At 44.9% G+C, this 15,251-nt stretch carries 10 protein-coding genes; 8 read left to right on the forward strand and 2 right to left on the reverse strand.

All coding sequences use genetic code 11. The features are described from left to right. The first annotated feature begins 2 nt into the window (after window positions 1-2). From MUCPA_RS25025 to MUCPA_RS25040, 4 genes are all read left to right on the forward strand, one after another. Window positions 3-3,263: an efflux RND transporter permease subunit gene (locus MUCPA_RS25025; protein ID WP_008510168.1), complete on the forward strand. Its 3,261-nt coding sequence runs from the start codon at window positions 3-5 to the stop codon at window positions 3,261-3,263. 22 nt (window positions 3,264-3,285) lie between these two features. Further along, window positions 3,286-3,717: a MarR family winged helix-turn-helix transcriptional regulator gene (locus MUCPA_RS25030; RefSeq protein WP_008510169.1), complete on the forward strand. Its 432-nt coding sequence runs from the start codon at window positions 3,286-3,288 to the stop codon at window positions 3,715-3,717. 507 nt (window positions 3,718-4,224) lie between these two features. Beyond that, window positions 4,225-5,505, forward strand: a complete 1,281-nt coding sequence (locus tag MUCPA_RS25035) for a PQQ-dependent sugar dehydrogenase (RefSeq protein ID WP_008510170.1) — start codon at window positions 4,225-4,227, stop codon at window positions 5,503-5,505. A 72-nt stretch (window positions 5,506-5,577) separates the two neighbouring features. Beyond that, on the forward strand, window positions 5,578-6,036 hold the full coding sequence (locus tag MUCPA_RS25040) for a c-type cytochrome (protein ID WP_008510171.1): 459 nt from the start codon (window positions 5,578-5,580) through the stop codon (window positions 6,034-6,036). 1,118 nt (window positions 6,037-7,154) lie between these two features. Here MUCPA_RS25040 and MUCPA_RS25045 read toward each other — a convergent pair. Together MUCPA_RS25045 and MUCPA_RS25050 are read right to left on the reverse strand one after the other, a co-directional pair. Further along, window positions 7,155-8,078 carry an AraC family transcriptional regulator gene (locus MUCPA_RS25045; protein ID WP_008510172.1) on the reverse strand — a complete coding sequence of 308 codons (924 nt, stop codon included), beginning with the start codon at window positions 8,076-8,078 and terminating at the stop codon, window positions 7,155-7,157. 118 nt (window positions 8,079-8,196) lie between these two features. Beyond that, complete coding sequence (locus MUCPA_RS25050) at window positions 8,197-10,767, reverse strand: phosphocholine-specific phospholipase C (RefSeq protein ID WP_008510173.1); 2,571 nt, start codon at window positions 10,765-10,767, stop codon at window positions 8,197-8,199. A 382-nt stretch (window positions 10,768-11,149) separates the two neighbouring features. Here MUCPA_RS25050 and MUCPA_RS25055 point away from each other — a divergent pair, with 382 nt between their 5' ends. From MUCPA_RS25055 to MUCPA_RS25070, 4 genes are all read left to right on the forward strand, one after another. After that, window positions 11,150-11,500 (forward strand): hypothetical protein, encoded by a 351-nt coding sequence (locus MUCPA_RS25055; protein WP_008510174.1) that lies wholly within the window; start codon window positions 11,150-11,152, stop codon window positions 11,498-11,500. A gap of 249 nt (window positions 11,501-11,749) precedes the next feature. Continuing rightward, window positions 11,750-12,430: a response regulator transcription factor gene (locus MUCPA_RS25060; protein WP_008510175.1), complete on the forward strand. Its 681-nt coding sequence runs from the start codon at window positions 11,750-11,752 to the stop codon at window positions 12,428-12,430. Then, window positions 12,427-13,788 carry a HAMP domain-containing sensor histidine kinase gene (locus MUCPA_RS25065; protein WP_008510176.1) on the forward strand — a complete coding sequence of 454 codons (1,362 nt, stop codon included), beginning with the start codon at window positions 12,427-12,429 and terminating at the stop codon, window positions 13,786-13,788. Before MUCPA_RS25060 ends, MUCPA_RS25065 begins: the two co-directional genes overlap by 4 nt. A 188-nt stretch (window positions 13,789-13,976) precedes the next feature. Further along, entirely contained in the window at window positions 13,977-15,242 is a 1,266-nt protein-coding gene (locus MUCPA_RS25070) for a TolC family protein (RefSeq protein ID WP_040626408.1), read from the forward strand. Window positions 15,243-15,251 lie beyond the last annotated feature (9 nt).

The following is a 15,251-nucleotide window of genomic DNA, read 5'->3' on the forward strand; positions in this document are numbered from 1 at the left end:
GGATGATCGCAAATACATTTATCAAAAGGCCCGTTACCGCGATCGTGATATCCGTAGTATTATCTATTTCGGGTATCATCTGCCTGTTTAACCTGGCTGTTGATCAGTATCCCAATATCTCGCCGCCCAGCGTATCAGTAAATGGTTCGTACACCGGGGCCGACGCGCAAACTGTTGAGCAAACCGTAGCCACGCCAATCGAAGAGCAGATAAACGGCACGCCCGGCATGGAGTACATGACGAGCACCAACACCAACAGCGGGGGAATGGGCATCAGGGTAACTTTTAAAATTGGCACCAACGTACACATCGCGGCGCTTAACGTTCAAAACCGGGTGGGCATAGCGGGCCCCTCGTTACCCGCGGTGGTAAGTAAGCTTGGCCTCACAGTACGCGCCAGTAATCCCGATCAGCTGATGCTGGTAGGTATTTATTCGCCAAAGCATACACATAACATTACCTTTCTGGATAACTATACCAATACTTATATCCAGGATGCCATACTGCGTGTGCCCGGCGTAGGTGACGTAAGCGCCCGTACAGATAACTTTAGTATGCGCATCTGGATGAATCCGGATAAAATGGCATCTTATGGTTTAACACCGGCAGATGTTACCGCCGCGCTGAGCGCTCAAAACGCCTATGTGGCGGCAGGTTCGGTAGGTGCGCCCCCGCAGTTTTCCAGTCAAACTGTAGAGACCGGTATTTTAGTGAACGGCATGCTCAACAAAGCATCCGACTATGAAAAGATCGTGGTGAAAGCCATACCGGGAACTGCGCAACTGATTTATCTAAAAGATGTGGCCCGTGTTGAGCTTGGTAAATTTACTTTTTCCAGCAACGCGTTTATCGATGGTAACCGCGCTTCAACTTTACAGATTTACCAGTCGCCGGGGAGCAACGCCCTGCAAACCGCTAATAATGTTTACGCGGCATTAGCCAAATTAAAAAAGTCCTTTCCTTCTGATGTTGATTACGTGGTGCCGTTCGAGTCGATCACCATTATCAAAGTATCAATGGAAGAGGTGGTTGGCACGCTCATTAAGGCACTCGGTTTGGTGGCTATCGTTGTGTTTCTTTTTTTGCAAAACTGGCGCTCAACGTTAATCCCCATCCTGGCTATCCCGGTGTCTATCCTGGCCACCTTTTGCTTTTTTATCCCGCTGGGTTTCACTATCAATACCCTTACCATGTTTGGCTTTGTGCTGGCGATAGGTATTGTGGTAGATGATGCCATCATTGTGGTAGAAGCGGTACAGCATTATATCGACGAGAAGGGGATGTCTCCCAAGGAGGCCACCTATCACGCCATGAAAGAGATCTCGGCACCGGTTATCGCCATCGCGCTAATCCTGGCTTCGGTATTTGTACCGGTTGGGTTTATCCCGGGTATTGTGGGCAGGCTGTATCAGCAGTTTGCTATCACTATCGCCATATCGGTTATCCTTTCGGCTTTTATCGCCCTCTCTTTAACACCGGCGCTTTGCACCCTGTTGCTCAGGCCCACATCTAAACTGACAGAAAAATCAAGCTGGCTCGATAAATTCTTCGGCTGGTTTAACCGGGTGTTTGAAAAAACAACTTCCAAATATACCAACGGCGTAAACCGGAGCATTAAGGGTGCCCGCTACATTGTTATTTTATTGCTGTGTATTTGTGTTGGCACCTATGTATTGTTCCAGGCCAAGCCGTCGGGCTTTGTACCGGCCGAAGATGGCGGGCGCTTATACATTACCTACCAGCTTCCGGAAGCTTCATCAACCACCCAGTCGGTAGCGCTGATGGGCAGGTTGATGAAGATTGTGGCATCTACCAAAGGCATCCTGCATTACACGGCCATTTCCGGATTTAACATCCTGAACGGTGGTGCCAACTCCAACAACGGCTCCATGTTCTGCATGCTTACACCCTGGGACGAGCGCACCACACCCGATACCCGTGCCGCAGGTTTGATGAATGTGCTAAAGCAAAAAATTGCCAAGGCCGGTATTAAAAACGCCAATGTGGTAGTGGCCCAACCGCCACCCATCCGCGGCATTGGGCAGGCCGCGGGTTTTAGTATGCAGATAGAGCAAGGCAGCTCTACCGATGATATTTATACTTTTGAAAAAGTAGTTAAAAAGTTTGTGGCAGCCGCCAAAAAAACACCGGCCACATCAAGCGCCTATAGTTATTTTTCGGCACATACGCCAAGCTATGAGCTCAATGTTGACCGCGAGAAATGCGAGAAGCTGGGCATCAACATCTCGGATGTATTCTCAACCATGCAGGCTTATATGGGGAGTTTGTTTGTGAATAATTTTACGCTGTATAACCGAACGTACCACGTAGTTGTTCAGGCCGATACAGCCTATAGGGCGCTGATATCCAACATGAATAAATATTATGTACATAATTCGGCAGGGGAGATGCTGCCGCTTAGCGCCGTAATCAGCTACAAGCCTATTGTGGCCGCGCCATTGATCACGCACTTCAATATCTTCCGGTCTGCCGAGGTGGACGGCTCCATACCCGAGGGGTACAGCAGCGGACAGGCTATTGAAGCATTGAAACAGCTGGCCGCCAAAACACTGCCGCGCGGTTATACCTACGAGTTTTCGGGATTGAGCTATGAAGAGATCAAGGCCGGCTCTACCACCATCTATATCTTTATGTTCTCCATCATCTTCGTATTCCTGTTTCTGGCTGCCCTGTACGAGAGTTGGTCGGTACCCTTCTCGGTGATGTTGGCTGTGCCTATCAGCGCTTTCGGGGCTATAGTAGCGCTTACAACGGCGCCCAACATCACCAATAACGTATACGCGCAAATAGGGCTCATCACCCTGATAGGCCTGTCGGCCAAAAATGCCATTTTGATTGTGGAGTTTGCCAAGATCAGGGTTGACAGGGGAGAAGAGCTCATCAAATCGACCCTCGAAGCGGTACGGCTGCGTTTGCGCCCCATCATCATGACTTCGCTCGCCTTTATTTTAGGCGTATTGCCGCTGGTATTGGCTACAGGGGCAGGTGCCGAATCCAGAAATACCATTGGGGTTACGGTTTTGGGCGGGATGATAGCCTCATCAACCATTTCTATCTTCATTGTGCCTGTGTTGTTTGTGCTGTTCACCCGTTTATCTTACGGAAAAAAAGAACTGGCTTACCTGCAGGCCCACCACGAAGAACTGATGGAAAAAGCTAAAAAGGTAGAAGAGCAGAATATAGACCCCGAACTGGAATATGATATTGCTGAGGACCACGCCCGGCAGAAACCTTTAAAATAATAATAACACAGATAAGCGCATTATGGAACGCCCCCAGTTGATAGCACGGAATTTAAGGCAGATAGATTACCTGTACACCAAAAAATTATCAAAGGAGCTATCTGCTATTCATGTTAATAACCATTTTGAGGTACTGCTTGTATTGGCCAAGCAGGTGCATCCGCTAACGCAGAACCAGTTAGCCCAATTGCTGCATCTCGATAAATCAAGAATGGCCAATATTGTTTTCCAATTGGAGGAACACCAGTTGGTGAGCGTTGAAGTAAATCCGGCGGACAGGCGGCAACATTATGTTACCCTGTCGCCGTATGCTTTAAGTGCCATGCCGGATATTGAAACCAAAGTTCAGCAAATTAACGATATGGCCGAAGCCGGCATAAGCCAGGAAAAGCTGGATGTTTTTTTTGAAGTGGTTGAAACTATCAGGCAAAACCTGGTTAAACGAAGTGTTTAAATGGCCTGTAATTGCCGTTTGGTTTGGAATACTTGATTCATGCCATTTAGTTAAGCAGTGCACTCAGGTTGCAGAGTTCGTCGCACGGTGAACACACCCCCTGCAGCCGCAATGCCCGGCCCACCCCCTCTCAAGAGGGGAGCTTAATAAGGCACTCATTATCAATATAATATTAAAAAAAAAGCGGCGGCCGGTGCGATTCCCCTCTCGAGAGGGGCGGAGGGGTGTGTTCTATGCGAGCGATTGTGTGCTATCTATTGCAATTATATAAGCACCGCCATTTCTTAACTAAACGACATTGAGACATGAATTTTTAATCGCGTAAGTTAAACAAAACCTGCTTTATTTTTATTATCAATATATTTCAGCTATCCGGTAAAATAGTTGTTATATGCGGCAGTCATTTGATGTTGTGAGCAAAAAATTAATATCTTTAATTGCTTTCTGTTACCGGATTGTCTGCTTAAGAAGAACAGCCGAACTTGAATGTGCTAACCAAAATTGATTATGAAAAAAAAGTTATTAAAATATATACTTCCCGTAGCGCTGCTTACAGCAAGTATATCCCTTTACGCGCTAAAAACCGATACCAGCGTAGTGCCCGATGCAGATAACGCGGGTTTAACCCTGCCAGCAGGCTTTGGTGCTTTAAAAGTTGCCGAATTAGGCGCACAGGCCAGGCATTTATCTGTTACGCCCCAGGGCGATATTTATGTAAAGCTGGCCCGCCCCAAGGATGGCAAGGGGATTATGGTACTGCATGAAGGGGCTAACGGCAAGGCCGAAGTTACAGCAGCATTTGGTAATTATGGTGGTACAGGTATGTATATTAAAGATGGCTACCTGTATGCATCGTCAAATACCGAAGTGTTCAGGTATAAGCTGAATGATAAAAACCAGGTGATTGACCCGGATAAACCCGAGAAAATTATTACCGGGTTAAAGGCGGGCCGCCAGCACGAAACCAAATCTATTGTGTTGGATAATGCCGGGAATATTTTTGTAAACATCGGGGCATGGTCAAACTCTTGCCAGGTGGTTGACAGGGCCTTTCATTCTCCGGGTGTTGAAGGATGCCCCATTCTGGATTCGATGGGCGGAATCTGGGAGTTTAAGGCCAATAAGTTAAACCAAAGTTATAACGATGGTGTACGGTATGCTACCGGCTTGCGCAACGTAGTTGGTTTGGATTGGAACCAACAGGATAACCAGCTTTTTGTAATGCAGCACGGGCGTGATAACCTGAACAGTGCCTGGCCCGAGTTGTTTAACGTAAAGCAGTCGGCCGAGTTACCTGCCGAGTGTATGTATGCGCTTAAAAAAGGCGATAATGCCGGCTGGCCGTATATGTTTTATAACCAGATAGAGCATAAAAAAATACAAGCGCCCGAATATGGTGGCGATGGAAAAAAAGAAGCGGACGCCAAATACCTGGAGCCCGTAGCCGCTTATCCGGGCCACATGGCACCTAACGGTTTACTTTTTTATACCGGCAAAATGTTTCCCGAAAAATACCGCAACGGAGCATTTATCGCCTTCCATGGATCATGGAACCGCGCACCTGAACCGCAGAAAGGCTATTTTGTAGTGTTCCAGCCATTTAAAGATGGAAAGCCATCCGGCGATTGGGAAGTGTTTGCGGATAATTTTTCAGGCTCGGCACAAAAAAGCGCTTCGGGCCGTGCAGATCATCGCCCATGCGGCCTGGCACAAGGCTCTGATGGCTCGCTGTACGTGAGCGATGATTCTAAGGGAACCATTTACCGTATTGTTTACACCAAAAAATAAATATATTTACCCTACAGCCGGGTGTTGAACCCCGGCTGTAGATTGATAAACCCATCATTACCCTTTTATTCAATGAAAGTTATTTTTACTACTGTTGTTGCCCTTTGTTTTTCACTGCTTGCTATCCAGAAAATAGCTGCTCAAACTAAACCTGCCGCCAAAAAGGCGGCTGCTAAGGCCCCCGCAAGTATGGCTGCATCAATGGCTAACGGACAAAGGGTTTACCTGCAATATTGCCTGAGTTGCCACCAAATGGATGGGGGAGGTGTACCCAATATGAACCCGCCTTTAGTTAAAACAACTTATGTTTTGGGCGATAAGGTTCGTTTAATAAAAATTGTGCTGAACGGCTTTGCGCAAAATGTTGATATCGACGGCCAATCGTACTCCAACACCATGCCCCCGCAAAACATGTTGAAAGACCAGGAAATTGCCGATGTGCTAACCTACGTGCGAAACAGCTTTACCAATAAAGCCAGTGCCGTAAAAGTTGCCGAGGTTAAAGCGGTACGGGGGACTGTTAAAAAATAGGCTATATTAAATGGTTAAGCACACAGAATGAACGCTTTGTGATGCTATAGCACGCTTAGCTTTGACGCGTTAAACTTTGACAACTTTTTAAAAGTTGTCAAAGCTAATTTTACGGGAGCAATGTAGCGCTCACGCATCAGCCTCCCCCTTTTATATTCTGCCAGAGACTGGAATGCTGGCATAGACTTGTCGCTCTAATAACCGCAGCGTTCTATATCTTCAAGAGTAACAGATCCGGCCAACCGGAAAACAATAGGGATGACGTTTGAACCTTATAGATTACCAAGCGAAGATAGGAAAAGTGGGCAAAGGCCCGACTGCACGCCGGGCCAGGAGTTGGCCTGTGGGCGGAAGGATCGGGCAGTCTTGATTTTTTTGGTTACTTTTTGTATCAAGACAAAAAGTAATAAGCCCTTCACGCGGCGATTGAGCGTGCCGATGTTCTAAATTATGAATACTGATTATCCGAGCAAAGATAGCACATTGATAATCAGCGCACCGAATATGACGCATACTTACCGCTTTTAGAAGATCCCTCCTCCCGTCGGATGACATGATGGAGAGGAATTTAACATTGACAATCAATAACTTACATAGATGTCATTATAAGCCTGTCGAAGGACGTGCGGCATCGCCCTGTACGAGATTTTTTTGATGTGGATTATTGTTCTGATTATCTATATTGCTGACTATCAGTGTATTTTATTGCATTAGAAATCAGTATTCTTAATTTAGAGCATCGGCCCGCTCAGTCGCCGCGGGAAGGGCTTTGTTCTTTTTTCTTGACAAAAAAGAACCAAAAAGTCAAGACTGCCCGATCCTTCCGCCCACGGGGCCAGCTCCCGGCCCGGCGTGCAGTCAGGCCTTTGCGCACCTTGCCTGTGCACCAAGGAAGATCACGAAGGTTCAAAACATCATCGCTTTTTTTTCGGCTGGGCAGGTTTGTTACTTGTGAAGATATAGAGCATTGATAATCAGCGGTTAAATTGAGAATAAGATCTTAAAATAGTAGTGGAATTTTACGAAAAATATCATTAGTAAAATATTGGCTTAGCCGATCACTTACAAATCGAATTTTTAGTACCCATACAAAACGTCATAGCCAATTTTTCAACCCATCAATCAACCGGGATACATAAATCAACAATAAATTTGTTTTCCGGGTGTTTTCTGTAATCGTTGTGGTATAGCTCGAAGGGGTTTCTGTCGGTAGTTTTATAGCCGTTTTCGTGGAGCCAGATAAACATGCCGGTCCAGGCTTTTTCAAAGTCGACGTTAGTCATTTCAAAACGGCCAACAATAAATTTTCCTTTATTGATGGTTAGGGTTGCTATTTCCCCATCGGTTTGCACCGGTTCTTGCAGCAGCATGCAGGAACTCATCCTTACCTTATCCGGCGCGGTTATTTTAAAACTATCGTGATAAATGGTAGCCATTTTTAGGCCGGACCAATCCATCAGGCCTTTAGGCCGGGCCCAGCGCATAAGCCGTTCAAAAGTACCGGCTAAGTTATCATGCCCAACATGTGCTATGTAGGCCATTTGTAACTGGGGCATTTCCTTAACTTCAATACTTGCATTCATTTCCATCCATTGTTTATGATCCATGTTGCAAATGTATTTGTCGAACGCCACTATCTTTTGCCCGTTCTTGCTATCCGCTTGCCTAATCTTGCTAAACTTATCCGGGCAATTATTGCGAAACTGCATGGGGCTCAGGCCATAAAACTTTTTAAAGGTGCGGGTGAATGATGAATTGCTGTTAAAGCCGTATTTTAAATAGATTTCGGTTAACCCAACTTCCTTTTTTCGCATTAAAACAGAAGCCGCCTTTTCCAACCGGCGGCGGGTAATATAGGCGTTCAGGGTTTCTTTAGTTACAACACTAAAAACCCGGTGGAAATGGAAAGGCGAGTAGCAAGCCGCAGCGGCAACCATTTCCAAAGTTAAGTCCTCATCCAGGTGCAGGTCGATAAAGCGGATGGCTTTATTTATGCTTTGTACATAGTCGGCACGGGCGGCATTATCTTTCCTGATGATCATCAAATGCTAAAATAGAAATAATGTTTCGGCCAACGTAAATAAGCTTCGCATCCTGGTTGCTTTGCGCGCAATATCAACCGCCGCCTGGCAATATCTTAATCTTTCGGCGCTTTGTATTTTACCCAACAATGCCGCCCATCAACGGGTCGGTAAAACTGCTTTTCCCGGTTTCAACGTGGCCCGCGTATCTTTTTTCGAAAGATGTATTGCCGGTAACCTTCACTGTAAAATCGTACCAGCCGAAGCTTTTCTCCAGGCTGATCATCACATTGGTTTTGTTTGCCGGGCTTAGCTGTTTATCGTAATTGTTGGTTTTGTAGGCGTTATCAATAATCTGGATGTTATATTGCTGTGTGTTGCTCAGGTTTTCGAGTTTTAATAGCACATTGCCGGTTAACTCTTTTTTACGGCTCAAGCGGTACTGCTGATAGTCGCAAACGATATCGATATCCGGGTCCTGGGCATTGCCTTTAAACTCCCGGTAAAAGCCATTTGGGCCGTACACCCGTAAGTGATAGTTGCTGCCCTCAAACTCCTGCAAGGGCCAGGTATCGGCCAGGCTGTCGCCGGCTATTAAGCCATAAGACCAGGTTCGTACGTTTTTAAACACCTGTTGTTTGTTTTCTTCGTGCAGGTATTTACCCGGCGCATACACATTAAAAGGTGCGCCTATTGCCGCTTTACCAAATACATGGTTGCTGGCCTCGAATTTGATGTCGAAGGATTTTTTATCGTTACTTAGTTTACCATCAGCGTATAACTGGTAAGGCAAGGCGCAGGATGGTTTGATGCCCTTTTCCTGCTGCGGCATATACGGCGATGATTGAGGCGACTGATTAAACTGAGCAACCTCGGCGGCGCTTAAAGCCTTATAGCCCGATGGCAGCTTGGTAAACTTGGCTTTGTGAATGCTCTCGATAAAGGCATCTTTAGGTAAAAACTCGGGTGTGGCAATTGTTTCGCCATGGTAGGGCCTGAAGGCCGAAGTCAGATCGCCGCAAATGGCACGGCGCCAGTCGCTGATGTTAGGTTCAGCAATCTTTTTTCCGGTTTTTTTACTCAGAAATTTTTCTAAAAACTGCAAGGTTGAGGTATGGTCAAACACTTCGGAGTTTACCCAGCCGCCCTTGCTCCAGGGCGAGGCAATTACCATAGGTACACGGTAGCCGAGCCCTACAGAACTCTCCCTGTCGTATTTTTCCGGAAACTCTTTCCGGTCCAGTTCCTGGTCAAGCGTAACAAACTCAACACGGGTATCAATGCCCTTCGATACCAGTCCGGTACCTGTTTTATGAGAATGCGGCGCTACAAACGGTGGCACGTGATCAAAATAACCATCATTTTCGTCATAGGTTAAAATAAAGATGGTTTTTTTCCATACTTCCGGGTTTTGGGTCAATATATCCAACACCTCGGATACATACCATGCCCCGTACCAGGGAGCACTTGGATGGTCGGAGAAATTTTCGGGGGCCGATAGCCACGATACCGTGGGCAGCTTGCCATTTTTTACATCGGCTCTAAACTGATGTAAAACATCGCCCTTGGGCACCTTTAATTCACGTTTAGTGCCGTTATCATCATAGGTCAGGTTGGTAAGCTCATGGTAGTCGGCATCGTTGGTATTGGTTACAAAAGCTTTGCGGTGGATGTTTTTTTCCCTTTGCGATAATTGCTCAAACGCCGCCGGGTTTAAACTTTCCATGCTTTTTTTCAGCGTTGCCAGGTCGGCCTGTTTGTTAGTTAGCTGTTTTTGCAAGTAAGCTATTTGGCTGTCGCCTACCGGTAGTGCGGCAATTTTCTTTTGCAGGGTATCAATCTCTGCCGGTATCTCCACCGCTTGTTTTTGCAGATAGGTGATGTGCTTATCGTGCAGGTGGATATGATACTGGCTAAAAAACTCAAGTGGATTATCCTGAAAGTTAGACAGCCAGGCATCTTGTTCGCCTTTAAAGCCAACATCGATGCTCATTTCATTTTGGTAACATTTCCAAGATATGTTAGCATCTTCCAGTCTTTCAGGAAAAGTGGCCCATTTTAAAGTGCCATAATCCATATCATCATTCCAAACATGGGCTCTTGAGCTTTCATTTTGCTGCTCGCGCACGGTGCCTGTCCAAAAAAACAACCGGTTGGGATTGGTGCCTGTTAATGCCGAGCAAAAATGCTGGTCGCACACGGTAAAAGCATCTGCCAGCTTATAATAAAAAGGAATATCGTTGCGGTTATGATAGCCCAGCGTTAAAGGCATTTTTGAATATTGGATATCGCTTGATTTTTTTACGTTGAGCCATTGGTCATACCGGCCATCGTTACGGGCATTTACCTGGTTAGCCCAGCTATGCGGTAACGAGTGCATCCAGGTAGCTTTAGTATTTTTGATATCCAAACGGAAAGGGGCATAAGTTTCGCCAGCATCATTGGTTTGCAGCCAAACGGGATTATGATCGGGCAGGGTAATAGCGCGTGGGTCGTTAAAGCCCCTTACGCCTTTAAGTGTGCCAAAGCAATGATCGAAAGATCGGTTTTCCTGCATGAGTATCACAATATGTTCGGCGTCCATATAGGTGCTGCCTTCGGGCGCGTTGATAGCCAAAGCTTTTTGAATGGATGATGGTAAAACGCCCGACAGGCCTGCTGATCCTGTAAGCAAGGCGGCTTTCTTCAAAAAATCTCTTCTGCTATCCATATATCGATTTAGGTTGTTGTTTTGCGGATGAAGAAACGTAACAGTTATTAGTTTATCGTTACTAAAATATAAATATTGAGTTTACGGCCCGAAAGATAGTGAATTTATGCAAGATGCTGAATAGTAGAGTTTTGTATTTAATTTACGTGTGGTTAGCCAGGCAATTGAATACTTGTATGTACCATAATCACTTTAATATGAGCATTAAATCTCCTTCCTACCAATTATTGTTATACCTTTATACTGTTGACTTCGCAAGAATCTTCATTGATATACGGGGCCAACAGGCCCACGTCTGGATGAATACGATTAATAGAAACTACAAATAGCCTTTTCAAAATGTGGCCCTCCGCTACCGAAACGGAATTTTAATAATTAGCAAATGGAAGAAAGAAAATATTTACCAATCTGGAAAAAGTACGCGCCTGTAATTCGCTTACATTTAAAAAAAAGCAATGCAGAAGATCAACAATTTTTGCTTAACAAAACTGATTTTGAATCTGCAGGCGATAGAGGAAAGTCTGGTTACACCTTCAACATGCTGATTGAAAATGGAAAAGTGGTAAACAATATCAGCGGATCGGCTATAGCAAGGGACCTATTTGAAACCCTTACTGGAGACGAGTATATGAAGGAATTTTTAAAGGGAAAAAGCGTAAAGTTAAATGTTGGAAAATCATTTATGCTAACCATTAAAACAAGTCATATCTCATCTTTTAAAACAGTAGTGTAAAATAAAATTGAGCAATACATACCGGAAATTGCCGGGTTTACTTGTAAAGAAATAGAATGCAGCGGAGGTGACTTTGTTGTTAAAAAGCCGGCTCAGCAAATGTACCGGCTTTTTTGTGTAGCGATAGGAAGTTTTTCTGGAACAAACAAACCGCTAAATTGAATTAATTGGCCAATGTTTGGTACTGCTTCTTTTATCCACGCATCCGTCGTTAAATAAAATGCATATTTGTATAAATAGACCACAAAAATGAACCGTATTTGTCTGATTGAGGATGAGCACAAGGTAGCTGCGTTTATAAAAAACGGGCTTGAAGAGCACGAGTATCTGGTAAATGTTGCTACCGATGGCGCGCGCGGCATTGAGCTGATAGAAAATAATAACTACGATTTATTGATATTGGATATTATGCTGCCTGTTGTTAGCGGTATAGATGTTTGTAAACACGTAAGGGCCACAAATCCGCATATCCCTATCCTGATGCTTACCGCACTGGGTGCCGTTGATGATAAGGTGGCGGGCTTAAAAGCCGGGGCTGATGATTACCTGGTGAAGCCTTTTCACTTTATTGAGCTGCTGGCCCGTATAGAAGCATTGTTGCGCCGCCAAACCATGGAGAAGGTTGATGCCGAAATATTGAAGTTTGACGATCTGGAATTGGATACCTCGGGTAAAACGGCCACGCGCGCCGGTAAAACTATTGTGTTAACGGCCAAGGAGTATGCTTTGCTTGAGCTATTTATGCGCAACCAGGGCAAAATACTAACCCGGCAGTATATTGCCGAAAGGGTATGGGGCATTGGCTTTGATACTGGTACCAATTTTATTGATGTTTACATGAGCTTTTTGCGCAACAAAATAGAAAAAGGCTTTGATGGCAAATTGTTGCATACCGCTATAGGTATGGGTTATGTTTTGAAAAAGGCATGAAAATAAAAACCCGGCTCTCTTTATATTTTACGTCGCTCAGCATCATTATTTTGCTTATCGGCATAGGGTCGGTTTACCTTTCTATACTGGGTATTTTACGTGCCGAATTTTTTAGCCGGCTTAAAGACCGGGCCACCGTAGCCGCCCAGCTATACCTAAAGGCCGATGAAATATCGCAAGACTCGTTGGCTATTATACGCGGGCAATACCTGGAGAAGATACCTACCGAGGTGATCCGGATTTATAACTCAAAAAACAAGGCCACCTTTATACCCGAAAAGGAACCCCATTGGGATGAACGGGTGGTTGAAAGGGTGCGCCATAACGGCTACCTGCAATACATGAATGGCGGCAGGCAGGTAGTAGGCTTGTTTTTTAGAGATAACCAGGGCGATTTTGTGGTACTGGCATCTGCGCAGGATATGGCTACAGATATTAGGATGCGCAACCTGTTAGGGATTATGAGCATCATATTTTTGGTGATCATTGTTTTGTGTTTTTTGATGGGGCGATGGGTAGCCGATAGCCTGCTGTACCCTATTAATCAGGTTATCAGCCGGATGAAGATCATCAGGGCCAGTAACCTGAACATGCGTGTTGACGAGGGGAAAGGCAACGACGAGATCAGCCTGTTGGCTCGTAACTTTAATAACCTGCTTGAGCACCTTGAAAACGCTTTTGAGCTGCAAAAAACCTTTGTAGCAAACGCTTCGCACGAGCTGCGCACCCCTATAACAAGCATCATCGGCGAAGCCGAAATAGCCCTGGTTAAAGAGCGTGAACCGGCGGAATACCAACGGGTTTTAAGATCGGTACTGTTTGACTCGGAACGGCTCGGAAACACCATAACCGGTTTGCTTGAACTGGCCGAAATTGATATGGACTTTTCAAGAGCCACCTTAACACCCGTGCGGATAGACGAAATATTATGGGAGCTATGGGCTTACTGGAACGAAAAGCTGGCATTAAACTTATTACAGGTTGAAATAGATAATGTGATTGATGATGAGCGCTCGGTGATTGTTAATTGTAATAAATCGCTGATGTACATTGCATTGAATAACCTTATTTCAAACGCCTTTAAGTTTTCAAACAACCAACCGGTAAAGTGCATATTACGGACTGCTAAAAATCAACTGAATATTGATATTATAGACAATGGCCTTGGCATCAGCACAGAGGAGCTGGGTAATCTTTTTAAACCATTTTACAGGGCCTCAAACGTAGCCGATATTCCGGGGCACGGCCTCGGGTTATATATTACCAACAGTATCGTTTCGCTGTATATGGGCAGTTTATCTATCAAAGCTAATGGTGGTGGTGGCACCGTATTTTCCATCCAATTCCCTGTAGAATAAATTTAATCTCCTTTTAATCCTTGTTTAACGACGTTCTTCCGTTTTGCGCGTAGCTTTGCTTTACATAAAAACAAAGCAATCTTAATAAAATTAATACCTAATTAATTTAAAGTTGATGAGAGAGGATCGGTGGCATTCACACCGTGTAGCCGGTCCGATCTTTTTTTTTTGTTACATCCTAAAACTATATGAATAAACTCCGTAGCAGTATGCTTTTGACGGCATCGTTAATAGGTTTTGCATTAACCGCCCGATGCCAGACAGATACTTTACATCTTGATTTTAAACAGGCAGAAGGCCTGTTTCTAAAAAATAACCTGAGCTTATTGGCTCAAAAGTATAATGTTGAGGCCACACAGGCCTTAATACAACAGGCTAAATTATGGGATAACCCAACCCTGAGTACCGACCAAAATATTCACGATGGTAACGGTAAATTTTTCGACCACAGCAATGGCAACGGCCAGTTATATGCCCAGCTAACCCAGTTATTTAAAACCGCAGGTAAAAGAGGTAAAGAAATACAGGTTGCCAAGGACGATGCGCAAATTCAACAAGCCGAATTTAATGATCTGCTGCGCAACCTGCATTATAATTTATTGCTTGATTTTGCCCAGCTATCCAACCTGATAGAGCAAAGTAAAATATACACCGGCGAAATCAGTTCGGTTAATAATTTAATTTCGGGTGTAAGCAAATCGTACGATGTTGGTAACTCGTCGTTAAAAGATGTGATCAGGCTGAAGGCCCTGCTTTATGGTTTGGAGAACGATCTGGTTGAAAACAGCCGCCAGCTAAATGATTTGCAAAGCCAGTTAAAAACCCTGCTTGCTACCAGTCAGAATGCCTATATCGTTCCGCAGATGGAAACCAGGATAAGCGACCAGCCCCTGGATGCCAACGCACTGATAGAAAAGGCCAAAGCCAACCGGGGCGACTACCTGAGCAACCAGTACCAGTATAACCAGGCCGGGCATAAATTAGCGCTGCAAAAGGCTTTGGCCGTTCCGGATGTAACCGTTGGTGTGGAGTACGACCAGCATAGCAGCTACGCGCCCAATTATGTGGGTTTAACCGTAGGCCTGCCTTTGCCTTTATTTAACCGCAACCAGGGTAATATCAAATCGGCAAAATCAACCATCCAAAGCCTGCAGGCCACCTATAAAAACAGCGAGATGCAGTTGAATAATGATGTGGTATCGGCCATACAGCAATACCATTTAAGTACGCAGCTGTTATCAAAAAACGAAACCGATTTTTACCAGCAATACGACAACCTGTTTAACAATATGTTTAAGGCCTATAAACAGCGCCAGTTGAGCCTGGTAGAGTTTATCGATTTTTTCGACTCGTATAAGGATACCAAGCTGAAGGTGATCAATCAGCAATACAACCTCCAAAAAGCTATCGCCGATCTTAATTTCAGCGTAGGCGCTACTGTAATTAATCCATAATAAATTTAA

It is taken from the genome of Mucilaginibacter paludis DSM 18603, assembly GCF_000166195.2.
GTDB lineage: Bacteria > Bacteroidota > Bacteroidia > Sphingobacteriales > Sphingobacteriaceae > Mucilaginibacter > Mucilaginibacter paludis.